The 25,598-nt window shown below is 42.5% G+C and carries 26 protein-coding genes and 1 pseudogene; 19 read left to right on the top strand and 8 right to left on the bottom strand.

Features of this window, described 5'->3' with window-relative positions; translation table 11 throughout:
* Positions 1–6: 6 nt before the first annotated feature.
* Both MHH31_RS15070 and MHH31_RS15065 read left to right on the top strand, forming a co-directional pair.
* Positions 7–726, top strand: a complete 720-nt coding sequence (locus tag MHH31_RS15070; RefSeq protein ID WP_173408254.1) for an IucA/IucC family C-terminal-domain containing protein — start codon at positions 7–9, stop codon at positions 724–726.
* A gap of 125 nt (positions 727–851) precedes the next feature.
* Positions 852–1,310, top strand: a complete 459-nt coding sequence (locus MHH31_RS15065) for a hypothetical protein (RefSeq protein WP_025207927.1) — start codon at positions 852–854, stop codon at positions 1,308–1,310.
* A gap of 120 nt (positions 1,311–1,430) precedes the next feature.
* Here the strand turns inward: MHH31_RS15065 and MHH31_RS15060 are convergent, their stop codons facing one another.
* Positions 1,431–2,309: an endonuclease gene (locus MHH31_RS15060; RefSeq protein WP_017367997.1), complete on the bottom strand. Its 879-nt coding sequence runs from the start codon at positions 2,307–2,309 to the stop codon at positions 1,431–1,433.
* A 173-nt stretch (positions 2,310–2,482) separates the two neighbouring features.
* Between MHH31_RS15060 and MHH31_RS15055 the strand changes: the two genes are divergently transcribed.
* Both MHH31_RS15055 and MHH31_RS15050 read left to right on the top strand, forming a co-directional pair.
* Positions 2,483–3,718, top strand: coding sequence for an alanine--glyoxylate aminotransferase family protein (locus MHH31_RS15055; RefSeq protein WP_342494948.1), 1,236 nt, complete (start codon positions 2,483–2,485; stop codon positions 3,716–3,718).
* A 163-nt stretch (positions 3,719–3,881) separates the two neighbouring features.
* Positions 3,882–5,075, top strand: a complete 1,194-nt coding sequence (locus tag MHH31_RS15050; protein WP_008346860.1) for a tetracycline resistance MFS efflux pump — start codon at positions 3,882–3,884, stop codon at positions 5,073–5,075.
* A 48-nt stretch (positions 5,076–5,123) separates the two neighbouring features.
* Here MHH31_RS15050 and MHH31_RS15045 read toward each other — a convergent pair whose 3' ends face one another.
* Positions 5,124–6,281, bottom strand: coding sequence for an oxalate decarboxylase family bicupin (locus tag MHH31_RS15045; RefSeq protein WP_342494947.1), 1,158 nt, complete (start codon positions 6,279–6,281; stop codon positions 5,124–5,126).
* A 64-nt stretch (positions 6,282–6,345) separates the two neighbouring features.
* A complete protein-coding gene (locus tag MHH31_RS15040; protein ID WP_342494946.1) occupies positions 6,346–7,518 on the bottom strand; it encodes a helix-turn-helix domain-containing protein in 1,173 nt (390 codons plus the stop codon).
* Between the two features lie 317 nt (positions 7,519–7,835).
* Between MHH31_RS15040 and MHH31_RS15035 the strand changes: the two genes are divergently transcribed.
* From MHH31_RS15035 to yunB, 4 genes are all read left to right on the top strand, one after another.
* Entirely contained in the window at positions 7,836–8,687 is an 852-nt protein-coding gene (locus tag MHH31_RS15035) for a DUF72 domain-containing protein (RefSeq protein ID WP_173408250.1), read from the top strand.
* A gap of 63 nt (positions 8,688–8,750) precedes the next feature.
* On the top strand, positions 8,751–10,124 hold the full coding sequence (locus MHH31_RS15030) for a bifunctional UDP-sugar hydrolase/5'-nucleotidase (RefSeq protein ID WP_249855604.1): 1,374 nt from the start codon (positions 8,751–8,753) through the stop codon (positions 10,122–10,124).
* Between the two features lie 67 nt (positions 10,125–10,191).
* Positions 10,192–10,497, top strand: a complete 306-nt coding sequence (locus tag MHH31_RS15025) for a DUF1805 domain-containing protein (RefSeq protein WP_007500404.1) — start codon at positions 10,192–10,194, stop codon at positions 10,495–10,497.
* A gap of 69 nt (positions 10,498–10,566) precedes the next feature.
* Entirely contained in the window at positions 10,567–11,337 is a 771-nt protein-coding gene (gene yunB / locus MHH31_RS15020; RefSeq protein WP_007500406.1) for a sporulation protein YunB, read from the top strand.
* A gap of 78 nt (positions 11,338–11,415) precedes the next feature.
* Here yunB and MHH31_RS15015 read toward each other — a convergent pair whose 3' ends face one another.
* Entirely contained in the window at positions 11,416–11,880 is a 465-nt protein-coding gene (locus tag MHH31_RS15015; RefSeq protein WP_342494945.1) for a DUF2691 family protein, read from the bottom strand.
* 223 nt (positions 11,881–12,103) lie between these two features.
* On the opposite strand from MHH31_RS15015, the gene MHH31_RS15010 reads away from it, so the two are divergent.
* Positions 12,104–12,334: a hypothetical protein gene (locus MHH31_RS15010; RefSeq protein ID WP_008346846.1), complete on the top strand. Its 231-nt coding sequence runs from the start codon at positions 12,104–12,106 to the stop codon at positions 12,332–12,334.
* Positions 12,335–12,415: 81 nt separating this feature from the next.
* Here MHH31_RS15010 and MHH31_RS15005 read toward each other — a convergent pair whose 3' ends face one another.
* On the bottom strand, positions 12,416–13,360 hold the full coding sequence (locus MHH31_RS15005; RefSeq protein WP_226650614.1) for a M23 family metallopeptidase: 945 nt from the start codon (positions 13,358–13,360) through the stop codon (positions 12,416–12,418).
* A gap of 323 nt (positions 13,361–13,683) precedes the next feature.
* On the opposite strand from MHH31_RS15005, the gene lipA reads away from it, so the two are divergent.
* On the top strand, positions 13,684–14,580 hold the full coding sequence (gene lipA, locus MHH31_RS15000; RefSeq protein ID WP_008360456.1) for a lipoyl synthase: 897 nt from the start codon (positions 13,684–13,686) through the stop codon (positions 14,578–14,580).
* Positions 14,581–14,619: 39 nt separating this feature from the next.
* Here lipA and MHH31_RS14995 read toward each other — a convergent pair whose 3' ends face one another.
* Positions 14,620–15,255 (bottom strand): YhcN/YlaJ family sporulation lipoprotein, encoded by a 636-nt coding sequence (locus tag MHH31_RS14995; RefSeq protein ID WP_039168956.1) that lies wholly within the window; start codon positions 15,253–15,255, stop codon positions 14,620–14,622.
* 120 nt (positions 15,256–15,375) lie between these two features.
* On the opposite strand from MHH31_RS14995, the gene MHH31_RS14990 reads away from it, so the two are divergent.
* Genes MHH31_RS14990 through MHH31_RS14980 form a run of 3 tightly spaced genes read left to right on the top strand, consistent with a single transcriptional unit; the run spans position 15,376 to position 16,897 of the window.
* A complete protein-coding gene (locus tag MHH31_RS14990; RefSeq protein WP_008346837.1) occupies positions 15,376–15,651 on the top strand; it encodes a YutD-like domain-containing protein in 276 nt (91 codons plus the stop codon).
* A 19-nt stretch (positions 15,652–15,670) separates the two neighbouring features.
* Positions 15,671–16,105, top strand: coding sequence for a DUF86 domain-containing protein (locus tag MHH31_RS14985; protein WP_017367989.1), 435 nt, complete (start codon positions 15,671–15,673; stop codon positions 16,103–16,105).
* Positions 16,106–16,126: 21 nt separating this feature from the next.
* Positions 16,127–16,897 (top strand): TIGR01457 family HAD-type hydrolase, encoded by a 771-nt coding sequence (locus MHH31_RS14980; protein ID WP_045034552.1) that lies wholly within the window; start codon positions 16,127–16,129, stop codon positions 16,895–16,897.
* A gap of 42 nt (positions 16,898–16,939) precedes the next feature.
* On the opposite strand, the gene MHH31_RS14975 is transcribed toward MHH31_RS14980, so the two are convergent.
* Positions 16,940–17,440, bottom strand: coding sequence for a phosphatidylglycerophosphatase A (locus MHH31_RS14975; RefSeq protein WP_024719755.1), 501 nt, complete (start codon positions 17,438–17,440; stop codon positions 16,940–16,942).
* 113 nt (positions 17,441–17,553) lie between these two features.
* On the opposite strand from MHH31_RS14975, the gene yutH reads away from it, so the two are divergent.
* From yutH to MHH31_RS14945, 6 genes are all read left to right on the top strand, one after another.
* Complete coding sequence (gene yutH, locus MHH31_RS14970) at positions 17,554–18,594, top strand: spore coat putative kinase YutH (protein ID WP_035389301.1); 1,041 nt, start codon at positions 17,554–17,556, stop codon at positions 18,592–18,594.
* Positions 18,595–18,668: 74 nt separating this feature from the next.
* Complete coding sequence (locus MHH31_RS14965; protein ID WP_342461945.1) at positions 18,669–19,637, top strand: D-glycerate dehydrogenase; 969 nt, start codon at positions 18,669–18,671, stop codon at positions 19,635–19,637.
* A 222-nt stretch (positions 19,638–19,859) separates the two neighbouring features.
* On the top strand, positions 19,860–21,161 hold the full coding sequence (locus MHH31_RS14960) for a homoserine dehydrogenase (RefSeq protein WP_024719752.1): 1,302 nt from the start codon (positions 19,860–19,862) through the stop codon (positions 21,159–21,161).
* Complete coding sequence (gene thrC / locus MHH31_RS14955; RefSeq protein WP_024719751.1) at positions 21,161–22,225, top strand: threonine synthase; 1,065 nt, start codon at positions 21,161–21,163, stop codon at positions 22,223–22,225. Before MHH31_RS14960 ends, thrC begins: the two co-directional genes overlap by 1 nt.
* A complete protein-coding gene (gene thrB, locus MHH31_RS14950; RefSeq protein ID WP_007500423.1) occupies positions 22,222–23,154 on the top strand; it encodes a homoserine kinase in 933 nt (310 codons plus the stop codon). Before thrC ends, thrB begins: the two co-directional genes overlap by 4 nt.
* 103 nt (positions 23,155–23,257) lie before the next feature.
* Positions 23,258–25,228 carry a S9 family peptidase gene (locus tag MHH31_RS14945; protein ID WP_342494944.1) on the top strand — a complete coding sequence of 657 codons (1,971 nt, stop codon included), beginning with the start codon at positions 23,258–23,260 and terminating at the stop codon, positions 25,226–25,228.
* 44 nt (positions 25,229–25,272) lie between these two features.
* Here the strand turns inward: MHH31_RS14945 and MHH31_RS14940 are convergent.
* Positions 25,273–25,572, bottom strand: a pseudogene (locus MHH31_RS14940) (NifU family protein).
* Positions 25,573–25,598: the final 26 nt, after the last annotated feature.

Genomic DNA, 25,598 nt, shown 5'->3' with positions numbered 1-25,598 from the left:
TTTGATATGAAGCCAGAGTGGGTTGAGAGAGAATTACTTGATTTCGGGGTACACATCACAAATGGACCAATGACATCTGATCGCACACTGGCTGCGCTTTTTTCAGAAGCATCTATCAGACGTTTATTAGAAGCTGAAAAGGAAGCGATGCATGCACCGAATATAGCAGTGGCGGCGTCCATGTTTTCAAAACGCTATGCCTATTTAGCTGTTAGTTCTACTTTGTACTTGATGACAATGTATGATGCTGTCTACCGGTTTTCACCAGAGGCGTGTGTCTTTAGAGAAGATCGTAAAATTGAGCTAGATGAAACGCTCTGTTCATTTGTTCAGTTAGAAGGAGATCGTCATGAGTGGAGAGAACAGGTCGTCCGCATGCTATTTACGCAGTGTGTCACACCTCTTTTAGATGTATTGAAACGTACTTCAAGACTTCCGTATTCGATTTTATGGGAAAATGTAGCGGTACGTATCAATTCTCTTTACCGTAGCATGATGCGAGAAACGGAAGAGCCTAAAATGAAAGAGCGCGTACGGGAGGATTATTTGTTTCTGAAGAAGGCATCGGGTGATCTTTTCGGAGCGAAGCAAAATCCTTTTCAGCACAGCTTAAATTTAGATGAAAGTTTGCTAGACACATCAAATCGAAAGACTTGCTGTATGTATTATAAGCTTGAGAAAAAATCAGAGAGCCTTGATTATTGTCTCGTCTGTCCGCTAAAGTAAAAAAACACCTTATGCAAGGTGTTTTTTTATTAGATTCGATTTTTCTTAAATATTTATGTATAAATTTAAATATGATATTTATGTTATATTGTTTCATTATATAATCATTTATGGAAGGAACTGATATGAAAAAAATTATCATATATATCATCTTTATTTTCATCATCATCATTGGCTTGTTCTTCATTCAACCACTTAAAAACCACATCTCTTTTCTTAAAGTAAAAAGTACAAATCTTACTGAATTAAAGGTGGGAGAATTGAAGTTGGGATTAATAAAGAGAAACTATAGTGAAAACGAGTGGATTAAAACTTCAAATTCAAATTATTTTAAAGTGAATAATAGAAAAGAAATAGTGGCAATCTCTTTAGAAAATAATCAAAGTAATATAAACAACACAATAAATATTCATTCAACTAAAAAAGATATCTATGATTATCTAGGTGAAAATTATTATCGTAGAAATGACGATCAGGGATATGAAATTTTAGGCTATAAGGATTCAAAGCATGATATCAAAATAGAATTTTTCTGTTTAGATCGCAATGTAGAAAGAATTATTATTAGTAAATTGGGGGAATAAACATAACATAATGATCAGAATCTTTATAAGATGAGAAGTGTGTTTGATGTTGTATGATCATCTTTTATAGAGATAGTAATGGAAAGAGGCACTGCTTGTTCATAGCAGTGCCTCTCTTTTTTATTCCCAAATATCGCTTACCCATTCAGGGTGATCAATAAAAGGATTGCGATTGTGCTGGTACGTTTGATAGATGATTTCGTTACGATTCCGTTCGATTTGATCGACTGGATCTTGCTTGTGCCATTTCAATAGGACAGACATTTTGCCGTGAAGAGGGGCGCTTCCATTATTCACTTTGTTGTTCAATTCTAAATCTGGGAAGCGGTCATCGCCTTCATATCGGACGGCCATATAAAAGAGCATTCTTGCTACATCTCCTTTCACCCGGCTATGAGGTTCAAATGAGTCGCTGTCGTAGAAGTTGCCCGGCGCTCCCTTGTATTCATTTCCACCTATATCAAAATCTAAATTTCCTCGTGTGCTATTCGTTTGTACGTCTGTTGCCCGAAGGTGATGGAGATCTGTACCAGGTCCCTGGCTCGTCCCAAAATTGCCGTGAGATTTAGCCCACACATGCTCCCGGTTCCACTGTCCCACGTTTCCTCCATTTGCTTGCTTTGACCTGGAGATACCGCTATAGAGCAAAAGCACATTGCTTGGATTTTTTGGATCTTCATCCGTTTTCTTTAATGCATCCCAAACCTGGCTGTAGGATAGCTGCGTATGATCATCAATAATATCGTGTAATGCTTTCTTAAGAGCAGGCCCAGATTTGCCAGCAGCAGATTGGTAATAGGAATCAATTTGACTTGAAGCGGTTGTTTTCGCATGTTGAGCAGATGTTTCGGTTTGTAGCTGTAACGGGGAAAAGGTGATGGTTTGACTCGGTTCATTCAGAGTAAAGCCTTGAGCATTTGCAGCGGGAGGCAGCGGAGCGGCAAATGTACCGAAAATCATGATTCCGGCAGCCACAGTTCCAAATAAAGATCTTTTCATTCTATTTCCTCCTTCATAGTGAATGTATACTCTTTAGTTCTATCATATTGCCATAAAGAAATAAATGGATGTATCGTAAATTTTATGTAACCAATTCGTAAGAAAAGAGATTGCTATTTTATCAGCATTGCTGTATAAGTGGGCATATAAGGATGGACACAGCAAGGGAGAGGATGGATAACGTGAAAGAACTACACACACCTACTAGAACCATTATGACACCAGGACCTGTCGAAGTAGATCCGAGAGTCCTTCGAGTGATGAGTACACCAATTCTTGGTCAATTTGACCCTGCATTTACAGAGATCATGAATGAAACGATGACCTTATTACGATCACTTTTTCAAACAGAAAATGAATGGGCTTATCCAATTGATGGGACGTCCCGCTCAGGACTTGAAGCTGTGCTTGCCAGTGTGATCGAGCCCGGAGATGTGATGCTTGTTCCGGTCTTTGGACGCTTCGGTCATTTGCTGATTGAAATTGGACAGCGCTATGGTGCTGAGGTACATACAATGGAATGTGAATGGGGAACGGTTTTTAAGCAAGACGACATCATCGCAGAGATGCATCAAGTCAAGCCGAAAATTGTTGCGATGGTTCATGGTGAAACATCTACCGGAAGAATACAGCCGCTTGAGAAAATTGGTGAAGCATGCCGAGCGCTTGATGCGCTTTTTATTGTAGACGCTGTGGCGACAATTGGTGGTGTCGAGGTCAAGGTAGACGAATGGAAAATCGATGCGGCAATTGGGGGCTCGCAGAAATGCTTGTCTGTTCCATCAGGGATGTCACCGATCACATATAATGAACGAGTGGCAGACGTCGTACAATCGAGAAAGAAAGTAGAAAAAGGGATTGCAACACAGGACGAACTGCAAAAACAGGTAGACATTTCTCCAATCAAAAGCAATTACTTTGATCTAAGCCAGCTGCAAGATTATTGGAGCCCGAGGCGGTTAAATCATCATACAGAAGCGACAACGATGCTTTATGCACTGAGAGAAGGGGTTCGACTTGTGCTAGAGGAAGGTCTGGAGGAACGTTTTCAGCGCCACTTGTTTCATGAAAAGGCTTTAATGGCAGGACTTGAAGCGATGGGGCTTGAATTATTTGGTGATCCAGACTGCAAAATGCCGGTCGTGACGTGTATCGTCATTCCAAGTGATATCGACGGAGAAACGGTCCGGGCTGATCTTCTTCATCATTTTGGAATTGAAATTGCGAGTTCATTTGGGCCTCTTGCAGGACGGATATGGAGAATTGGCTCAATGGGCTATAGCTGCCGAAAGGAAAATATTCTATTTGTTTTAGCAGGCCTTGAAGCCATCTTGATGAAATACGGCGCAGCCATCAATTGTGGCGCTGGGTTACAGGCGGCTCTTTCCATCTATGAACAAGCTGAATAAAAAAGGGATTCTCAAAATACTCGCCACCAGCGGGTATTTTTTATTTGGGAAAAAACGCTGTTTTTTGAAAAACTAGACTTATAGAGAGCGATATCGCTATACTGAAGAAGTTCTTATCATTTTTGTCATCATTTTCATTTATTTTGAAGAAAGAGGTTTTAATATGAAAAAAATGGGCAGATTGTACATTTTGATGCTCAATATTTTTATTGCCATGCTTGGATTTGGTCTGATCGTTCCTGTCATGCCAAGTTATATTGAAGCCTTTGGCGCAACTGGGAAAACACTTGGTTTCCTCGTTGCTGCAACTGGCCTCACACAATTTGCTTTATCACCCGTCGCTGGAGCGCTGACTGATCGATTTGGACGCAGAAAATTGATTATTGCCGGGATTGCCGGCTTTACGATTGCCCAGTTTATTTTTGCATTTGCTGATCAGCTTTGGATGCTGTTTGTGTCTCGGTTTTTTGGTGGTGCTGCCGGAGCTTTACTCATGCCCGCCATGTTTGCATACATCGCTGATATCACAAGTGAGAAGGATCGAGGGAAAGGAATGGGGCTATTTAGTGCAGCAATGACGTTAGGCTTTGTCATTGGACCAGGCGTAGGCGGCTATTTGGTTGAGTTTGGGATTGCTTTTCCTTTCCTCATCGCTGGTTCCTTTGCAGCCCTGTCGACGCTGTTGTCTTTCTTGTTCTTACCTGAAACTTTAACAAAGGAAAAGCAGGAAGAAGCACGATTGAATAAAGAGCTTCATTTCAATCCTTTTACGCAGATGATTCAGGCTTTAAAAACACCATACGGTTTTTTGTTTATCTTGGCCTTTGTTTTGAATTTCGGAATCATTCATTTTGAATCGATCTTTGGCTTATATGTGGACCAAAAACATGGCTTTACACCGAAGGATATTGCATTTGTCATTACGGTAGCTGGACTTGCGGGTGTCATCGTTCAAGGTGCTTTAGTGAATACCTTTGTGAAACGATTTGGCGAAATGCGTGTCGTCCGGTATGCCCTTTTAGCTGCGGCGTTTATGCTGATCGCCTGCCGCTTTGCCCCTTCCTTTTGGCTAATTTTTACGGGCTCCATTTTATTTTTATCGGCCACCTCGTTTGTTCGTCCAGCTCTCAATACATTACTTTCTAAAATGGCAGGGAATCAGCAGGGGGTAGCAGGCGGCCTCAATACCTCCTTTATGAGCCTTGCGAATATCGTCGGGCCAAGTCTTGCGGGTATTTTATTTGATGTGAATATTGAGCTGCCATTTATGTTTGGAACGCTGGTGCTTTGTATGAGTTTCATTGCTTCTATTTTATGGGCGAAAAAAGCGCAGCAACATTCCCATGCCGTATCGTAAAGACAGCATAGAAAAAACCGATCAGCACAAATGGATCGGTTTTTTTCGTCATCGCTCATACTTCACGACTGGTGATTTTTCTTTATGCAGCGCATGAATCAATGCATCGTCTACATGCAAATGCTCCTTCACTAATTGAGGAGGGGTTAAGGCCATCCATTGGTTCAATGAAATATCAGCAAATCGATCGCTTTTAAACATTTCTAGAAACCAAAGGCTCGTTTGCCCGATATTTTGTATGTAATGCCCCATCCCGAAAGGAACATAACCAACATCACCTGCTCTGTAATTAAAGGTGCGAGCTGTCCCGCCTGCTCCAAAAACCGTCATTTTGGCTGTACCGGTTAAATAGTATTGCCACTCATCATTATTCGGGTGCCAGTGCATTTCTCTCATCCCGCCAGGTTTTACCTCCACAAGTGCAGCAGCAATGGTTTTAGATACTGGAAAATTGCGTGAGTCGACGATTCGCACTGTTCCCCCAGAGGTCACGATTGGTTTTTGACGAAGGAGCTGGTGGGTAAATGGCGGTTTGATGCCGCCGTATGGATCAGAGACGGTTTGGCTTTCAATGGATGCCGGTGAAGAGCCTTGAAACATATAGCGCTGTTTATGTGGAATGTGATCAAACAGCTTGATTGACACGCCGAAATTAGCAGAAAGAATGTCTTTTGGTGTATGAGCAAACCAGTCTGTGATGGTGAACGTATCAAATTCAGAAAAAGCACCATCATCAAACACAAGGAGAAACTCACAGCCATCCTCAAGACCTTGAATGGAGTGCGGAATACCGGGCGGGAAATACCACAAGTCTCCTTCTTCTACATCAGCGATCATATTCCGTCCTTCTGCATCTACAGATGTGATCCGGGCTTTGCCTAAAATCATATATGCCCATTCCGCCTGCTTATGCCAATGAAGCTCACGAACACCTCCGCGCGTAAGCCGCATGTTTACACCAGCAATCGTTGTTGAAACAGGCAGCTCTCGCTCGGTAATTTCCCTCGACCAGCCGCCATGATTCAAGTGCATATGTGTATCAGAATATGAAAATTTTAAATTAGGAATCGTCCCCGCATCCGTTTTAGGGGGAACGAACATATCTGGGTTCTCCATATCGCGCAGAACGTCTCGCGGGCCTAAATCGGTTGCGCCGGCCCCATCGTCTCGAATCGGTTGCGGGATGTGACGAATCTCCTCATCCATTTGACACCACTCCTTGTCATTCACATTTCTCCTCCAAAATATATGAGGCGTAAGAAAAAAAGATTCAATTGGAATCGGATGAAAGGTGCTTTTGAATCCGCAAAGCTAATCGCAAGCGCAATGTTGCATCAGGATCTTTTAGGCTGATCTGGAGCAGTTCTTCACATTTCTCCAGTCGATATATCACGGTGTTGCGATGAACAGATAAACGTTTGGCTGTTTCTGAAATATGGCAATGTGTTTCGACATAAACAGATAAGGTGTGGAGAAGGTTTGGATCGACTTGTGATTGTTCATATAATGGGTGGAGATACCGCTCATAGAATGTTGTTAAATCTTTTGGTGGGATGAGCTTCAGTAAATCTGACACATCTTTTGCTTGATAGAACTGAATATATTCAGCTCGTAATGAGAGCTGGCCTGATTGCAGAGCATGGGCAGCTTCACTGAATCCTTTTGGCAGATCGGTGATGAGATAACCGCTTAAGCTTACACCAAAGGAAATGGTGGTATTCACATGCTGTTTAATAAGGATCTGCATTTGTTTTAAAAAAGAGCAGATCGATTTGTTCATTGCCTGCCAGCCGCCAGTCTCTTCTATAAGGAAGATGCCGATATCTCCTTTGACAAAAAGAAAGGCGGGAAATGGACAGTGCGAAAGGGTGCTTTCAAGTAAAGCAAACACATCATCTACAAGGGTTTGCTGCTTAAGGAAACAAGAGAAATGACTGCTCTGATCAAGTTGACAGACGATACATAGATAGGGAATCGTTGTGTTTACTCCAAACATGCGTGCCAGACGGGTGACATCTTGCTCTGAGGAAATCATCCCCTCCATCCATTTGCGAAACCATTCATTTTTGGCTCGCTCTGTGGATTGCTTGATGGCATGTTGTTTGATGCGCAAAATGGACATGGCATTTACAGCTTGTACAATTGTCAAATGTAGCCCCATGTCGTCTTGAGGGTGAATGAAGGCTGGAACGACTAAATAATCATAAGCTTGTTCGTTTATATAGATAGGAAAAACAGAAACGCTTTCTTTTGAATGAACCATAGAAAAATAATGCTGCTGCGTACTGTGAAACAAGCGGAGCATTTGTATCCAATCTGGATTTGTCATACCTTGGGGTGAGGTGAAAAGAATACGTCCATACTGATTGATCAAATAGACAGGCTGATGAATTCTTTGGGCCACTTTTTGCAATGCTTCAACATAATGATCGACAATGTTCATATCCACTCATTCTCCTTTTTTTAGAGCTGAAGCCTTTGGTGAAGATGAATAAAAAAATGGACAATCGCTGTCAAAGTCTCTGATATCAATTTTATGTTATCAGCTCCATTCAATTTAGATAGAAAGTTGTGATGTAATATCACAAAAAAGATGGCAGGGCAAAATCACGTCACATCAGTCATCTTCATTCAGAAAAATGGGTAAATATGATATGTTGTAGACAGAAGAATTTCTTTCAGAAAGATGGGTATCCCAAGAAACAAAGACTTTCAATGGGAAAATCCGTTTAGACAAGCAAGTGGCAAGAGGTGAGATAGATGATTTATATCGGATTAACTGGCTGGGGCGATCATGACAGTCTGTACCCGCCGAGAATCGGCAGCTCTCAAAAGCTGTTTCACTACGCATCAACGTTTCCCATTGTGGAACTGGATGCAAGCTTTTATGCTGTTCAGCCTGAGCGGAACCATGAAAAATGGATAAAAGATACGCCAGACGCCTTTCAATTTGTTGTGAAAGCATATCAAGGAATGACCGGGCATCAAAGAGGCGAGATCCCGTTTGCTTCAAAGGAAGAAATGTTTGACGCCTTTATTCTTTCACTGACTCCTCTCATTCGAGCAGGGAAACTGGCGATGGTTCTGTTTCAATTTCCACCATGGTTTGATTGCAAAAAGGAGCACGTCCACTATTTAAGATGGTGTAAGGAGAAGATGGGGAACATTCCTTGTGCACTCGAATTCCGAAATCGAACTTGGTTTTCAGACGAGTTTTATGAACAAACCTTATCCTTTATGGAGAAAGAAGGGTGGATTCATTCCGTCTGTGATGAACCGCAAGTCGGAGAAGGGTCTATACCGCCAGTCATAAAAGCCACACACCGTGACAAAACATTGGTCCGTTTCCACGGAAGAAATAAACAAGGCTGGCTTCACCCGGCAGATCATGAGAACTGGCGTGAAGTTCGTTACTTATATTTATATAATGAAGCTGAACTAAAGGAATGGAAAAAGAACATCGACATCCTGCATCAACAATCGAAAGATGTATATGTCGTATTTAATAATAACTCAGGCGGAGATGCGGCAGCGAATGGCCAGCAAATGATTGATTTGCTGGATTTGACGTATTCAAGCTTATCCCCGAAGCAGTTAGATTTATTTAGTTAAACGAGAGCTGTGGCTTTCAATTTGAACGATACGGTTCAGTGACAACTTGAGGGAGAGATCAACATGCTGCAGAAGCTATGGTTATATCATACAAACGACTTGCACAGCCACTTTGAAAACTGGCCAAAAATCGCAGCTTATATTGAAGAAAAGCGTCAAGTTCACGATCAGATGCTCTTATTTGATATTGGCGATCATATGGATCGAGTAAACCTTGTATCAGAAGCGGATTATGGAAAAGTGAATGTCAAACTTCTCAATCAGCTTGGCTATGATGGAGTCACAATTGGTAATAATGAAGGCATTACGTTGCCTCATGAGCAGCTCGACCAATTGTACAAAGACGCGCAATTCCCGGTGATTTTATCTAATTTATTTGAAAAAGGCAAAAGACCATCGTGGGCAAAGCCTTATGAAGTGATCACGTTGAACAATGGACTGAAGATCGCCGTCTTAGGGGTGACCATTGCGTATACACCTGTCTATGAAAAGCTGGGCTGGGACATTACAGACCCATTTGAGAGCATACGGGAGATGCTACAAGAAGTGAAAGGACAAGCCGATGTCATTGTTCTTCTTTCCCATCTAGGCATCATCCATGATCGAGAGGTAGCCCATGACTTCCCGGAAATCGACATCATCTTAGGCTCACATACGCATCATCTTTTAGAACAGGGCGAGATGGATAATGGCGTTCTTCTTGCATGTGCTGAAAAGTATGGGCATTATATTGGCTGTGTCGAGCTGACCATTGACACAGCGAGTAGCGAGCTCATCGAGAAAAAAGCGACGGTGCAATCAGTGGACCAGCTGATCAGTGAATCCGATGAAGCGATCACGACTTTACAGAAAGCAGAAAGACGAGCGAAGTCACTCATGCAGGAAAAAGTGACATCCATTAAATCAAAGCTCGAAACAAAGTGGTTTGATGATTCCCAGCTTCCGCAACTTTTAACAGATGCCATTAAAGAATGGTGCGAGGCAGATATCGGCATGATGAATGCTGGGATGGTGCTTGATTCATTAGAGGCTGGCATCGTCACAAGAGAAGACATTCACCGGATATGCCCGCATCCCATTAATCCAATCAGGGTGACACTTACTGGGAAGCAATTGGTCGAAACAGTGTCTCGTGGCTGTGAAGAAAAAATGGAACAGCTACGCATCAAAGGCTTTGGGTTCAGAGGAGAATTAATGGGGAAAATGCTATACAGCGGTTTGACTTATTCATTAGAAGAGGGCGAAGCCAAACGAGTAAAAGAGGTTTATGTAAACGGCGAGCTGATCCAAGAGGACGTGTCCTATACAGTTGGCACAGTAGATATGTATACACTTGGTTCTCTTTTTCCTCATATACGTGACCATGAACACATTGAATATTTCATGCCGGAATTTTTACGTGATGTCCTGAGCTGGCGATTGAAGGACGCAAAGTGAAATCCGCTCCAGCCTAACAACACTTGCCCTCCCTTCACATAGATTGTGTTGAAGGGAGTGAAGGGATATGGTGAATTTAACACCTATTACAATTGATGGCCATTCCTTTACAGCCGTCACCGTCAAACTGCCAAAGACCAATTTCATGGCAGTGACAAATGAGCATGGTTATATTATGTGCGGTGCACTTGATGTCGGGCTCCTAAATGAAAAGCTTGCAGATAGAGGAATCATCGCAGGAAGAGCAGTCGGTGTAAGAACCATCGAGCAATTGCTGGATGCACCTTTAGAATCTGTGACATATGCCGCTGAGTCGCTCGGCATTCATGCTGGCACAATTGGAAGAGATGCATTATTAAAAATGGTGAAATAAAATGAACAGATGATTCCTATCCCCCCGCCTGTCTGCATACACTTGTAATGGAGAAGGGGGGATTTTTTATTGAGATTGAACCGCCGTTATCGCCCCTATAAAAAGGGCCCTCTGCCATTTCGTTATGTCATGCTGCTTGCCATATTATTTTTTGTGCTCTCAACTGTCATTAGCCTATTCTTCATCAATCGTTCCATTAAACCAACGTTGATTCACATTGCTGAACTAGAAACAGAACGAATCGCCAATCATCTCATCCAATATTCTGTTCAGGATTTTGCAGATGATCAGGAGAATATGAAGGATATGGTTGTGATGAATACAAGTGAGAACGGAAAAGTGACAACTATCGACTTCAATGCGCAAGCAACATCGAAAGCAATGGCTGACCTGTCACGTCACCTTCAAAAAAATCTAGAGGACATTGAAAAGGGGAATTTTCAAAAAGAGGCAAAAGAAGCATTAAAGGATCAAACAGATGGACATGACGGCATTATATATAACATTCCGCTTGGGCAAGCGTCCGGAAATGCACTTATCGCCAACCTAGGACCAAAAGTGCCTGTACGATTCAGTGTCATTGGTGACCCGCATACGGACGTTGAAAAAAACATTAAGCCTTATGGCATCAACAATGCCTTGATTGATATTAGTGTACTCATTGAGGTGAAGGTGAGAGTCATCATCCCATTCGCCTCAGAAACCATCGTCGTCAAAAACTCCGTGCCTGTCTCCATTCAAGCCGTTCAAGGAGATGTCCCAGATTATTATAATGGCAGCGGAACAAATTCAGGCGCTCCATCGATTGTTCTGCCAGAAAAAAAGGAGAAGAAAGAATAACAGCCCAATGGACGGATTGGGCTGTTTTTTTCATACACTGTGATTGCATATAGTGTTTTTGTGATGAACGTTTTGTTGTTACGAAACAGACAGTCTTGTCCTTGCATCATTTTCATCGGTGATATAGGTCACGTCTTCAAATCCACATTCAACTGCATTCTTGTATAGCCATTCGAGTGTTCCCTTATTTTTGCAATAGATCGTGACATAGGAGCAATCGGCCACTAAAAGAACAAGCTCGCATTGGCTTTCAATAAATTCTTCATAGGTCTTAATATGAGACAATGTCCCTTTTGGATATGCTTGTAAATCGGCGAAAATCATATAATACGTCTTGTTTTCAATGAGGTGTTTGAGTTCTATACCGTCCATTTCTGTTTTACCTTCAGGAAAAAGTTCTTCATCTTTTTGGCCATCAACTAGTATATTCGAGTCTTCGGTATTGATTCGCCAGCTGAATTTGGTGATGTCGATCGGTTTTAGCACTTCTCCAAGGAAGACTCCGTATTCATTTGGAATGGTAAAAGTCATTCCTCTTTTCAAAAAACAACCTCCTAACTCTTTGTGAAGTAATCTTTCATTGGCTGTGATGCTTAGACTTTTTTTTATGTGATCTGTTCATCTTATCCTAATTAACCACTTGATTCCATACGGATCACGTGCCATGATAAATGTTCATTGTTTTCCTTTTCTGAATAGTGTAGCTATCCTGAAGGCTGTTTTTCACGATCGTCTGTTATGAAGGTGAGAGGAGGATTTGATTGATATGAAGAAAATTCATGTAAGCGGGTTTTGTTTTTTAGTATTTGCCATTGTATTTAGTGCTAAGTATATGTCAGCATCGATATTATTAGCTGGGAGTGACAGTTTGAGTGTCGACTTATTTAGAGGGATGTTTGACATGATTCCACTCGAAGTAACAGTTGTGTATCTCCTTTTTTTCATCATGGGTATTCTTTTTTTAGTTTTAGGATTGAAAGAAAAGCATAAGCAGTAACAGTAGACAAGTGATGACCGGGGAAATGTTGATACATATCAAAAGGAGAAGCAAGCGGTATCGCTAAACTTCTCCTTTTATTTATCGACGTTTCCGCTCGGCTCTTTCCCATGCCCTTAAATGAGGGTAAGGATCAAACGACCATTCAGTTCGTCCATTGTCTTTATACATGCCATAATGAAGGTGTGGCGGGAATTTTCCTGCTGTGCCAGGTGGACCGTAACCGGAGCTTCCGACTGATCCGATGACTTGACCAGGTTCTACAATCTGCCCAGCTTTGAGTCCTTTTGCAAAGCCATTTAAGTGGGCAAAATAATGATAATGATTATGAATATCTCGAATGCCGATCCGCCAGCCGCCAAAGCGGTTCCAGCCTTTCATTTCAATTACGCCGTACGATGTCGCACGAACAGGAAGACCGTAATGAGCAAAAAGATCAGTGCCCTCATGAATTCTTCTGCCTCCAAAGCCTCTCGCATCACCCCATGTACTCCTGTAGCTGTAGTCAGCGCCAACCGGAAGAGGAAATGCATGCTTTCCGAGGTCAAGATGGCCGTAATGCTTATAGAGCTTCATAAAAGATGAAATGATTCCAACGGTTTGATCACGTCCGTAATAATCCCACAGCGCGATTTTTAATTGATCGATGCTGCTGCCGTAATGGAGCAAGTATTGAGCAAACGTGAACAGGACATCTTCATCGTTATCGATTTCCGCTTTTCCATCCCCATTGCCATCAAGTCCAATACCGTCGAACACTTTAATGCTTAATGGAGAGGTATCCTGCTTATTGGGATTTTCTGGTCCCATCCACATTTCCCGGGGAATGTAGATGCCAATCACACCCGTTTGTTTTGGTAAATCTCTTCTGCTTTTGCGTATATTGTGTTCATACTGGTCAACCGCAGCAAGTACATACCACGGGACCTGTGTGGTGATGGCGATCTTTTCATACAGTGCCATTCGCTGTTTTAATTCATCGGGCTGTTTGTTTGCCCCTTGTGCATGGACTGATGCGGGAATCATTGAAAGAGCGATGATGATCGCTAAAACCACTTTCACAAACGTTCATCTCCTTTCTTCGAACATACCTTCTACCGTTTAGTGTGGTTTGATCACGTTATTTCATAAGAAGAAAATGTTAGTAATTTTCTTCTGTTATTTTAGGAGTCTTTTGGGTATTTTTGCAGCTCATTCCCTTGTTGTTCAATCTGTACTATGTTAAAGTGTCTAAAGAAAAGGCCTTAGGCCGAAGATTCAATTTTTTGCGGCAACAGCTGCATCCATCGTATATAGCAGGAAGATGATTGTATATGCACCTTTAACGAATTCATATGGAGATGATGGAATTGGCAAAGAAGGAAGAGCACGTAAGAAAACCGGACTGGCTTAAAATTAAGCTGAATACGAATGAAAACTATACCGGTTTGAAAAAAATGATGCGGGAAAACAACCTGCATACCGTTTGTGAGGAAGCGAAATGTCCGAATATTCACGAATGCTGGGCAGTGAGAAGAACTGCTACATTTATGATCCTCGGATCTGTTTGTACGCGCGCATGCCGTTTCTGTGCGGTGAAAACCGGACTTCCTACTGAGTTAGACTTGCAAGAGCCAGAACGCGTGGCAGATTCAGTGGCTTTGATGAATTTAAAGCACGCTGTTATAACAGCGGTTGCAAGGGATGACCAAAAAGATGGCGGAGCAGGCGTATTTGCTGAAACTGTTCGTGCCATTAGAAGAAAAAGTCCATTCACAACAATTGAAGTTCTCCCTTCAGACATGGGTGGCAATTATGATAATTTGAAAACGTTAATGGATACACGCCCTGATATTTTAAATCACAATATTGAAACAGTACGCAGATTAACACCAAGAGTTCGTGCACGAGCTACATACGATCGTTCATTGGAATTCTTGCGTCGTGCAAAAGAAATGCAGCCTGACATTCCAACGAAATCAAGCATTATGATTGGACTCGGTGAAACGAAGGAAGAAATCATTGAAGTCATGGATGATCTTCTTGCCAATAACGTCGACATCATGGCAATTGGTCAGTATTTACAACCTTCGAAAAAGCATTTGAAAGTGCAAAAATACTACCATCCAGATGAGTTTGCAGAGCTGAAGGAAATTGCCATGTCAAAAGGCTTTAGCCACTGTGAAGCTGGACCGCTTGTCCGTTCTTCTTATCATGCAGACGAACAAGTAAACGAAGCGTCTAAGAAGCGTCAGGCGCAAGCATAACAAAGAAAACGCCAGAGCTCTCTGGCGTTTTTTCTCGTATTAATTTTGGCCGTAAGGTGCGTTTCGTCTCATGGTCCGATCGGAATTCGTCATGCCATTGGCATCTTCTTTCGTTGAAATATCTCCGCCTTGAGGAGAGTATTTCATTTGTTGAATCGTTTTCGTTAAAATTTGATCAAAATCACGTGAATTGGTTTGAAGACGTGAAAAATTGGCAATGGATTGAAAGTGCTCTGGGTTATCAGAGACGTACACATGATAATAACGAGGGAGAACAGAAACCGCTGTTTTTTTCACTTGATCGGCTGATTCATCTCGGTTTTTGTTGCCTGTTCGATACACAATGAGGGCATCCTCGTCTGTGACAAGTGTTGCTGCATCCTTTATATTTGGCAGCTGAATGGCTAAACTTGTAATCACGTGGGCAAGGTGCTCACGATTTAAAGCAGGGGTTTTTTCCTTCTGATCGGTTACTTGCTGGCGCTGATAACGAACATAGCCTGCTCGATTCGTATCTGCTTCTGGCATGTTGGAATTATTTCCTTCATGACGATCAGACAGGCGAATTGTCTTACTGGAAGAATCTTCATCCACTTGCCGGTTCATGCCGGATTGAAAGCCGCACCCGCCTAAAAGCATGCATAGGAGAATAGTGGCTGTCAGTTGTTTCATCATAAATGTGACCTCCTTTTTTCTTTAGCTTCGGCTAAATCGGAAAAAACATGCTTTAGCAATTGATGGAGTTGTTCCAATGAATTATCATTAAAGGTGGATCGTTTAAAAAGAGGTGAGAAGATGATCGTCATTCAGAATGCTACCTTTGATCTTGTCAGAGAAATCAAAGACGGCTTTGATGAGGAAGCGTTTAAAGCAAGGTACTCAGATATTTTAAATAAGTATGATTATATTGTGGGGGATTGGGGCTATAACCAGCTTAGGCTGAAGGGGTTCTTTGATGACCAAAACCAAAAGGCCACATTCGATACAAAAATCAGTACACTCGATGAATACATTTATGAATACTGTAATTTTGGCTGTGCCTATTTTGTCTTAAAGCGGATTAGAAAATAACGCAAAGGGGAGCGTCATGATGTATTTCGTAGACAGAAAGAAGATTGAAGAGACATTACGTTTTTTTGAGGAGCAATATAATTTGATGCGCAGTCATCAAACATGGTCAAGCCCTTTAGAAAAAAAAGCGCTGGAACGAATTGTTCATTTGCTCGTCGAATGTATTCTTGATACAGGAAATGATATGATTGACGGCTTTATCATGCGGGACCCAGGAAGCTATGACGACATCATGGATATTCTTGTGGACGAAAAGGTTGTACCAACAGAAGAAGGCACTCACCTGAAAAAACTGGTCTCGTGCCGTAAAACACTTGTTCAGCAATACCAAGAAGTGGTTCATCACGATTTGTTGCAGGTCATCAGTGAGGTAGAACAGGCGCTGCAAGTCTTCCCGAATCGAATTCGCACTTACTTGGAGCAGGAGCTTGGACCAGTATCAGCGTTTAAATAAACCATTGGAGTTGTAAGCAGCATGAAATACAAAGGCTATTTAATTGATTTAGACGGGACGATGTATAAAGGAACAGAAAAGATCGAAGAGGCGGGGCAATTTGTTCACAAGTTAAATGAGTTGAACATCCCTTATTTGTTTGTCACGAATAACTCTTCACGCACGCCGAAGCAAGTAGCAGAGAAACTGGTTTCATTCGATATTCCAGCAACGGAAGACCAAGTCTTTACAACAAGTATGGCGACGGCAAACTATATCGCAGAACAAAAGAAAGATGCCTCGGTGTATGTGATCGGAGAAGAAGGAATTCAGCAGGCCATCGAAGAAAAAGGCTTGTCGTTTGGTCAAGAAGACGCTGATTTCGTTGTCGTTGGAATAGACCGCGGTATTACATATGAAAAACTAGCGGTAGGAGCCATTGCGATCCGTCAAGGTGCACAATTTGTTTCAACAAATGGAGATATTGCCATTCCGACAGAAAGAGGGCTGTTACCTGGAAATGGATCGTTAACATCTGTGCTGACGGTTACGACAACAGTGCAGCCAACATTTATCGGGAAGCCAGAGTCTATCATTATGGAACAGGCCATGCGGGTGCTCGGGACAGATGTGTCAGAGACGCTCATGGTGGGCGATAACTATGATACCGATATTATGGCAGGGATGAATGCAGGGATGGATACACTGCTTGTCCATACAGGCGTCACGACAAAAGAGCTGCTTCAGAAATATGACAAACAGCCAACCTATGTCATTGATTCATTATCTGAGTGGATTGAACGATTATCTTAATGAAAAGAGGACAAGCGTCAGACGCACGTCCTCTTTTGTGTTTTATTCTGCATTTCTCGCACTATGTGCCAGTCTGCTTGATGCTGCCGCAGCAATAGCACCGACAATGTCATCTAAAAAGGTGTGGCATTCGCCTGAGGATTTATCGTTGAGTTTCCCAAGAATCCCTGGTTTTTCTTTATCGATATATCCGTAATTCGTAAAGCCGATGGAGCCATAAATATTAACGATGGCAAAGGATAAAATTTCATCCACACCATATAGACTTTCATCTGTTTCAAGAATGGATTGCAGCGGTTCTGTCAGCTTTTTTTGCTCAGCGAGAACATCTAGTTCAACGCCTGTTAAGATGGCATTTTGGACTTCACGTTTTGCGATGACACGTTCCACATTGTGGATGCACTCTGTCATGTCTAAGCCAGGATGATATTTTTCCTGTAAAAAGAAGACAAGGTCTGCTATATCTTGAATGGTTACGCCTCGTTCTTGTAAACGGCGTCTTGCTGTTTTTTCTACTTCGTTCATCTCATGATGATGCGGCATGTTCCTCACCCAATCCTCGTAATTTGTCCACAACGTGTGAAATAGCTTCGGATAGTAAATAGTATTCATAAATCCCTCAACCTGCGACTACGATATGATAAGAGACTGATTTTATGAACGCAGGTGAAATCATGAAAGAAACCATTTATCACACATTTGGTATTGATGTGCGTCAATTTATGCCATATGGCAGTTATCAGAGCTTTCAAACGGCGAAAGCTCTCTTCATCATTGTTCCCGTGTCTCATTTGCGAGAAGAAGAACTCACAGAGCTTTATCATATCAGTCAGTATTTACTGAATGACGGTGACCCATACGTTGCCGTGTTTGAATTAACAAACGAAGAGAAACCGACTTTTACCCATGGAAAAGAACTGTACGCTCTATTAAAGGCAGCACCGCGGGTTACAAGCCGTTCATTTCAGCACGCATCAGAGCTGGCGGCCTTTCATGTCAGGGGGAGAGGGTTTCCTTATGAGGTGTCTGAAACAAAACGTGTCGGAGCTTGGAAGGAATTATGGGCAAAACGGTTAGACCAGCTGGAAGGCTTTTGGATGCAGCAAATGCATCAAAAACCACTTGAACGATTTGAAAAGAAATTCATTGAATCCTTTCCGTATTATCTCGGATTAACGGAAAATGCCATACAATATTTAGTGGATACAGAGCTTGATGATGAACCAAAAGAATGTGATTCAGGTACTGTTTGTCATCAGCGCTTTTCACGTATGACCTGGCCACATGAGCAGCCGCTTCGTTTACCTGTTGACTGGGTATTTGACCATCCAACAAGAGATATCGCAGAATATTTAAGAGAAACCTTTGTCCAGCATAAGGAGGATTTAATTGAAGAGGGATTTTCCTTTTTGCAGCAATATGAGCAGGTTACGCCTCTTTCATCATTTTCAAAGCGTCTGCTGTACAGCCGTCTTCTGTTTCCGCTTCATTATTTTGAAATTGTCGAAGGTTATTATATGTCAGGAGAAAATGAAAAATCTTATTATGAAGAACGATTAGATTACGTTTTAAATGATGCGAACCGCTACGAATATTTTCTCAAGGTGTTTCAAGAATTGAGTGCTATGCGCAGCGGTGGGCATCTCATTCCTCCTGTTGGATGGATTCATCAATCCGCTGATTTGAAGTTTCAGTGAACAGACGAAACGTCTCTTTTCTCTTGAGGCGTTTTTCGTTATGCTTAAAGAAATCAACCAAAGGAGTGTTCTTCTTGACGAAACCTTATGTTTATATCACAAGAAAGCTTGATGAAACAACACTTACACCATTAAAAGAAGTCGCTCATATTGATATGTGGACGAGCGAGGATGAGCCGTGTCCAAGAGAAGAGTTAGAAAAAAAAGCGGCTCAAGCAGATGGGCTGCTCACGATGCTGTCAGATCAAGTAGATGAGGCACTTTTATCAAATGCTCCAAATCTAAAAGTGGTCGCGAATCTCGCGGTCGGCTATGACAATATTGATCTAAAGGCAGCTAAAAAGCACGGGATCACGGTATGTCATACACCGGACGTCTTAACAGAATCGACGGCTGATTTAGCCTTTGCGCTTTTGATGGCGTCAGCAAGACGAATTGTCGAAGCGAGTGATTGGATTAAGGATGGGAACTGGACAGGCTGGGGACCGCTTCTTCTAGCTGGTGCTGATGTGCATCATAAAACGTTAGGGATTGTCGGAATGGGCAGTATTGGAACCGCACTGGCCAAGCGGGCAAAAGGTTTTGAGATGAATGTTCTGTATCATAATCGTTCAAGAAAGCCAGAAGCAGAAGCGCAACTAGGTGTGACCTATGCCGCATTTGATGAGCTGCTTACGCAGTCTGATTTCATCGTTTGTTTGACGCCTTTAACGCCTGAAACGAAAGAAATGTTTAATAAGAAAGCATTTGAGCAGATGAAGAATACGGCTTACTTCATCAACGTTTCCAGAGGGCAGACGGTAGACGAAGATGCTTTATATGATGCTGTCACGACAGGAAAAATTGCAGGAGCAGGTCTGGATGTATTTAGCAAGGAGCCAGTCAGCCCAGATCACCCGTTAACGACATTACCAAATGTGACAGTGCTTCCTCATATCGGAAGTGCAAGTGTTGAAACGAGAAAAAACATGATGCATTTATGTGCTGAAAATATTGCGCTTGTCCTGCAAAATCAGCAAGCCAAAACGCCAGTTCAGGCGTAATCTCAAGCTTCCCGGCTTCGGGAGCTTTTCTCACAAAAATATTTTGAAAATATAGAATCTTGATATAAATAGCTGTTAAGCGGTTTCATTCTCATATTCTCTTATTTTATTACCTTGTCAAAATGAGGATACCCCTTTATAATGTGTGTACATTGAATGTCTGTGTTAGGTTAACAAATGTCTTTTTAGAGAGGACATTTACGGAGAAAGGTGGAATTTCAGGTGAAGGCAATTCGAGTTGGACTACTAGGATTAGGAACAGTGGGGAGCGGTGTCGTTAAGATTATTCAAGATCATCAGGATAAATTAATGCACCAGATCGGCTGTCCGGTATTAATACAAAAAGTGCTTGTGAGCAATCCCGATAAAAAAAGAGATGTGGATGTGGCAAGAGAGGTCTTCACAACTGAAGTATACGATGTGATTCGAGATCCAGAGATCGACGTCATTATTGAAGTGATGGGCGGCATTGAAGAGACAAAACAATATTTAATAGATGCACTAAATGAGAAGAAGCATGTCATTACAGCCAATAAGGATTTAATGGCGCTATATGGCACAGAGCTTTTACATGTAGCAAAAGAAAACGGCTGTGACCTTTACTATGAAGCAAGTGTCGCAGGTGGGATTCCAATTTTGCGTACACTAGAGGAAGGTTTAGCCTCTGACCGCATCACAAAAATGATGGGAATCGTGAACGGGACAACGAACTTTATTTTAACAAAAATGAATGTCGATAAAAGCGCGTATGAAGATGTATTAAAAGAAGCGCAGGATCTTGGCTTTGCAGAAGCAGATCCGACGGCGGATGTAGAAGGACTGGATGCGGCAAGAAAGATGGCCATCCTGGCAAGACTCGGCTTTTCCATGAATGTAGACTTAGAGGATGTGAAAGTGAAAGGCATCTCTGACATCTCGGACGAGGACATTAATTTCAGTAAACGTTTTGGCTATACAATGAAGTTGATTGGAATTGCCCAGCGGGACGGAGAGAAAGTAGAGGTCAGCGTACAGCCAACTTTACTTCCTGATCATCACCCGTTATCTTCCGTCAACAATGAATTTAATGCTGTCTATGTTTACGGAAGTGCTGTCGGAGAAACGATGTTTTACGGACCTGGAGCAGGCAGCCTGCCAACGGCAACAGCTGTAGTCTCAGATTTAGTCGCTGTTATGAAAAACATGCGTCTTGGTGTGAATGGCAGTGGATTTATTGCACCGCAATTTGAGAAGAAAATCAAATCATCATCCGAAGTATTTGCTCAGCAATTTTTAAGAATACATGTTAGAGATCAAGTCGGAGCTTTCTCCCGCATTACATCGATTTTTTCTGAAAGAGGCATCAGCTTTGAAAAGATCCTTCAGCTTCCTGTCAAAGGGCATGATGAGCTTGCTGAAATTGTGATTATTACACATCAGACATCAGAAGAAGATTTCTCAAATATCCTGCAAACATTAAACGATCTCGACGTGGTGGTTCAAGTGAAGAGCACGTACCGAGTAGAAGGGAACGGTTTAAGCTGATGAAGTGGAATGGACTCATTGAAGAATTTCAAGAATTTTTACCAGTAAACGAACACACACCTAAACTAACATTAAATGAAGGAAACACACCGCTGATTCATCTCGCAAAGCTATCTGAAAAGCTTGGGATTGAACTTCATGTGAAAACAGAAGGCGTCAACCCTACAGGTTCTTTTAAGGATCGCGGTATGGTCATGGCCGTCGCAAAGGCAAAAGAAGAAGGCAATGATACGATCATGTGTGCATCGACAGGGAATACGTCTGCAGCAGCAGCAGCTTATGCGGCGCGCGCTGATATGAAATGTATTGTCATCATTCCAGATGGAAAAATTGCCTTCGGTAAGCTGGCGCAGGCTGTCATGTACGGAGCAGAGATCATTGCCATTGACGGCAACTTTGATGATGCGCTGAAAATTGTCCGCAGCATCTGTGAAAAAGCTCCGATTGCACTTGTTAACTCCGTCAATCCATACCGAATTGAAGGACAAAAAACAGCGGCATTTGAAATCTGTGAGCAGCTAGGCGGCGCTGCGCCGGACGTACTGGCGATTCCTGTTGGAAATGCGGGGAATATTACAGCGTACTGGAAAGGCTTCAAAGAATATCATGAGAAAAAAGGCACGGGACTGCCAGTCATGCGTGGTTTTGAAGCAGAAGGAGCTGCAGCCATCGTTAGAAATGAAGTCATTGAGCAGCCAGAAACAGTCGCAACAGCCATTCGCATCGGAAACCCTGCAAGCTGGAAGCAAGCTGTAGCAGCGGCAGATGAATCAAACGGGAAAATTGATGAAGTGACAGATGAAGAAATTCTTCATGCCTATCAATTGATCGCACGTGAAGAAGGTGTGTTTGCAGAGCCAGGCTCTTGTGCATCAATTGCAGGTGTACTCAAACAAGTGAAATCTGGAGAAATTAAGCCAGGCAGTAAAGTCGTCGCTGTACTAACAGGAAACGGATTAAAAGATCCGAATACGGCGATTGATATTTCACACATCAAACCGGTCACGCTGGATGCAGATGAAGATCAAATTCTGGAACATTTAGAAAAGGCCGCACGCGTATGAGTAACGCCTCCATGCTTTTTTCAATCACAGTACCGGGAAGCACTGCCAACTTAGGACCAGGCTTTGACTCAGTCGGAATGGCGCTCAGCCGCTATTTAAAGCTATCGGTCTATGACCATGATAGCTGGCTGTTTGAAGCAGAAACAGATGTCGTGTCTGGTATTCCATCAGGCACCGATAACCTGATCTACCAAACAGCTAAAAAGGTCGCAGATGACTTTGGAAAAACACTCCCGCCTGTTCATGTCAAAGTGTGGAGTGATATTCCATTAGCAAGGGGGCTGGGCAGCAGCGCTGCTGCCATTGTCGCCGCTATTGAGCTCGCCAATCAGTTGCTTGAATTAAAGATGACCGATGATCAGAAGCTCTTTTTTGCAAGTGAGGTAGAAGGTCATCCAGATAATGCGGGTGCCTCTTTATTCGGTGGTTTACTCATCGGTCTTCATGAAGAAGACAAGACACATGCCGTTAAAGTGCAGCATGTGGATGTAGATGTCGTCGTCGTGATTCCTTTTTATGAAGTGCTCACAAAGGATGCCCGTGATGTCCTGCCAGAGGATTTTTCCTATAAACAGGCAGTGAGTGCGAGTGCAGTGAGTAACGTCCTTGTCGCCGCCTTAATGACGCAGAACTGGCCGCTTGTAGGGGAAATGATGAATAAAGATTTATTTCATCAGCCATACCGCACGATGCTTGTCCCAGAGCTGTCCAAGGTGGAGCACGTTGCTTCATTAAAAGGCGCGTATGGAACGGCATTAAGTGGTGCTGGGCCGACTATTTTGACCTTAGTGGAAAAAGGGAAGGGAGAAGCGCTGAAAAAGCAGCTTGCCCAAAATTTCCCGCATTGTGAAGTGGATGTACTGACGGTGCCGGTAGAAGGTGTCGTCGTCGAGCATCATTCTGTGAATCAAATGAAGAACGTGCTGTGAAGACGCACGTTCTTTTTTTATCCTTGTTTTTCATAACAAAAGCAGGGATTATTATTTAGAGAAGCGAACTATTTTTTGATACATAAAAGGGGGCGATCTATTGATGAAGAAATTGATAACAGCAGAGGATTTAACACAAATCGTGTCTGTTTCTCATCCAGTTTATTCACCAGATGGAAAAAAGGCTGTTTTTACAAAAGTAACGGTGAATGAAAAAAAGGATGATTACAATATTCATTTATGGGTTCGAGATGAAGAGACAGGGGAGCTGTCTCGATGGACATTTGATGATGGGAAGCATCATCAGCCAGCATGGTCAAAAGACGGAAAGCAGCTTGCGTTTATTTTGCAGAAGCCAAAGGAAGTCCCTCAGCTCGCACTCATTCAGAGCGATGGCGGCGGAATTCGTACCTTAACGAATATTCCTTACGGCGTCTCTCATCCTGTATTTTCACCGGATGGAGCTTTTATTTATGCAGCGGTCTCATTAAAACAAGAAGAATCTGTTCATGATGAAAAAAAGGAAGAGTGCGATGACTTTGCTCCGGCCGTATATGATGATTTGACTTATAAAGCAGATGGCAGAGGCTTTTTAGACGGGCGTCTGACGCAAATTGTAAAAATCGATGTCCGTTCCGGCGAGGTAGAGATGGTTACGAGTGAGCCGCATCATCATGTGAATCATGTCATCTCTCCTTGCGGGAAGTGGCTTGCGTATATTCAATCAAATCCTCAGACGTTTTACATAAGTGATATTTGTCTCCTTTCCTTAGAGGACGGTACATCCAAGAAAATCACCCAATCAACAGGCGCTTACACGACTGTATCATTTTCTCCAAATGGAGAAAGCCTTTTGTACATTGGACACGAACGTGAATTTGAAAATGCGACCTTCCTGTCATTGTGGCTGCATGACCTGAAGGAGAAAAAGACCGTTCAATTGTCAGAAATGCTCGATATGTATGTAGGAAACTGTATGGCAGGGGATAGTGCTATGGGTGAGGCCAATCAGCTTCCACAATGGACAAAGGATAGTCAGGGGTTTTATGCGCTTGTTTCTGATCAAGGGAGTACCGGAATTTATTATTTCTCTATTGAAGGCTTAGCCTATCCCGTTCGTTTAGAGGCAGAACATGTGACGAATTTCAGTCTTCATCCAGACGAATCAAAAATGCTGATCAGCCGTCTTTCACCTGTCTCGCCTAGTGAGCTGTATGAGCTGACTTTAGGGGAATCCTCACTCAAGCAAATCACGTTTGAGCATGATGACTTTTTAAAGGAACATGTCATATCCGAACCTGAACCAATTTCTTTCCAGTCAAAAGAAGAAGACGTTGTACATGGCTGGTTGATGAAGCCTGCTCAGATGGAAGAGGGGAAGACATATCCACTAATCTTAGAAATTCATGGCGGGCCGCATGCGATGTACGGTCATACGTATTTTCATGAATTTCAAATGCTTGCCGCTGAAGGGTATGCGATTGTGTACATCAATCCTCATGGCAGTCATGGATACGGACAGATGTTTACAGACCGGGTAAGAGGCAGCTATGGTGATGTTGATTATGAGGATGTCATGCTGGCTGTTGATCATGTGCTCGAAGCCTATGACTTTCTTGATGAAACAAGGCTTGGCGTAACAGGCGGCAGCTATGGCGGTTTTATGACCAACTGGATTGTCGGACAGACAGACCGTTTCCGTGCAGCTGTTACACAGCGTTCCATCTCGAACTGGATTAGCTTTTATGGCATCAGTGATATCGGTTATTTCTTTACAAAATGGCAGATTGATGGGGATATTTATGACTCTGTTGATAAGCTATGGGATCGTTCGCCGCTAAAGTATGTAAAACAGGTGAATACACCGCTTCTCATCCTGCACAGTGATGAAGACTACCGCTGTCCAGTTGATCAAGGAGAACAGCTTTTTGTGGCATTAAAGGAGCTTGGAAAAGACACGAGATTAGTCAAATTCCCGAAGGCCTCTCATGATTTATCGAGAAGCGGCCACCCTGGGCAGCGTATTCAAAGACTGACCTTTATTCAAGAATGGTTTAGAGAGAAGTTATCCTAATTAAAAAACGACCCAGTAAGGGTCGTTTTCATGTCATATATGAATTAGAAAACCTGTTCAACTTCTACAACGCCAGGTACTTCTTCTAATAATGCGCGCTCAATACCGGCTTTCAATGTAATGGTTGAACTTGGGCAGCTGCCGCATGCACCAAGAAGGCGTAATTTCACAATGCCATCTTCAATGTCTACAAGCTCACAGTCTCCACCATCACGTAATAGAAATGGACGAAGTTTGTCCAGTACTTCCTGTACTTGGTCTTTCATTTCGACTTCAGTCATTAGATATAATCGCTCCTTTCACAACATATCACCATTATATTCATCTGGACGATAAAAATCTATTGATTGGTTTCAAAGTTTCCTTCTCA

Origin of the sequence: Bacillus sp. FSL K6-1033 (assembly GCF_038630765.1) — a bacterium.
In the GTDB taxonomy this organism is placed as follows: domain Bacteria; phylum Bacillota; class Bacilli; order Bacillales; family Bacillaceae; genus Bacillus; species Bacillus altitudinis.
The sequence above is the reverse complement of the archived record's forward strand: the minus strand, read 5'-3'. Positions and strand labels throughout refer to the sequence as shown.

Bases quoted from the DNA above. Each gene is read 5' to 3' on its own strand.
- MHH31_RS15040 (WP_342494946.1), bottom strand. From the start codon at position 7,518: ATGAACATTGTCGATCATTATGTTGAAGCATTGCAAAAAGTGGCCCAA.
- MHH31_RS15005 (WP_226650614.1), bottom strand. From the start codon at position 13,360: ATGATTCCCGCATCAGTCCATGCACAAGGGGCAAACAAACAGCCCGAT.
- yutH (WP_035389301.1), top strand. From the start codon at position 17,554: ATGAACGCAGGTGAAATCATGAAAGAAACCATTTATCACACATTTGGT.
- MHH31_RS15025 (WP_007500404.1), top strand. From the start codon at position 10,192: ATGGTGAATTTAACACCTATTACAATTGATGGCCATTCCTTTACAGCC.
- MHH31_RS15070 (WP_173408254.1), top strand. From the start codon at position 7: ATGAAGCCAGAGTGGGTTGAGAGAGAATTACTTGATTTCGGGGTACAC.
- MHH31_RS15055 (WP_342494948.1), top strand. From the start codon at position 2,483: ATGGATAACGTGAAAGAACTACACACACCTACTAGAACCATTATGACA.
- MHH31_RS15035 (WP_173408250.1), top strand. From the start codon at position 7,836: ATGATTTATATCGGATTAACTGGCTGGGGCGATCATGACAGTCTGTAC.
- MHH31_RS15060 (WP_017367997.1), bottom strand. From the start codon at position 2,309: ATGAAAAGATCTTTATTTGGAACTGTGGCTGCCGGAATCATGATTTTC.
- thrB (WP_007500423.1), top strand. From the start codon at position 22,222: ATGAGTAACGCCTCCATGCTTTTTTCAATCACAGTACCGGGAAGCACT.
- MHH31_RS14975 (WP_024719755.1), bottom strand. From the start codon at position 17,440: ATGCCGCATCATCATGAGATGAACGAAGTAGAAAAAACAGCAAGACGC.
- MHH31_RS14980 (WP_045034552.1), top strand. From the start codon at position 16,127: ATGAAATACAAAGGCTATTTAATTGATTTAGACGGGACGATGTATAAA.
- MHH31_RS14985 (WP_017367989.1), top strand. From the start codon at position 15,671: ATGTATTTCGTAGACAGAAAGAAGATTGAAGAGACATTACGTTTTTTT.
- MHH31_RS15050 (WP_008346860.1), top strand. From the start codon at position 3,882: ATGAAAAAAATGGGCAGATTGTACATTTTGATGCTCAATATTTTTATT.
- MHH31_RS14945 (WP_342494944.1), top strand. From the start codon at position 23,258: ATGAAGAAATTGATAACAGCAGAGGATTTAACACAAATCGTGTCTGTT.
- MHH31_RS15065 (WP_025207927.1), top strand. From the start codon at position 852: ATGAAAAAAATTATCATATATATCATCTTTATTTTCATCATCATCATT.
- MHH31_RS14990 (WP_008346837.1), top strand. From the start codon at position 15,376: ATGATCGTCATTCAGAATGCTACCTTTGATCTTGTCAGAGAAATCAAA.
- MHH31_RS15030 (WP_249855604.1), top strand. From the start codon at position 8,751: ATGCTGCAGAAGCTATGGTTATATCATACAAACGACTTGCACAGCCAC.
- MHH31_RS15010 (WP_008346846.1), top strand. From the start codon at position 12,104: ATGAAGAAAATTCATGTAAGCGGGTTTTGTTTTTTAGTATTTGCCATT.
- MHH31_RS14995 (WP_039168956.1), bottom strand. From the start codon at position 15,255: ATGATGAAACAACTGACAGCCACTATTCTCCTATGCATGCTTTTAGGC.
- MHH31_RS15045 (WP_342494947.1), bottom strand. From the start codon at position 6,281: ATGGATGAGGAGATTCGTCACATCCCGCAACCGATTCGAGACGATGGG.
- thrC (WP_024719751.1), top strand. From the start codon at position 21,161: ATGAAGTGGAATGGACTCATTGAAGAATTTCAAGAATTTTTACCAGTA.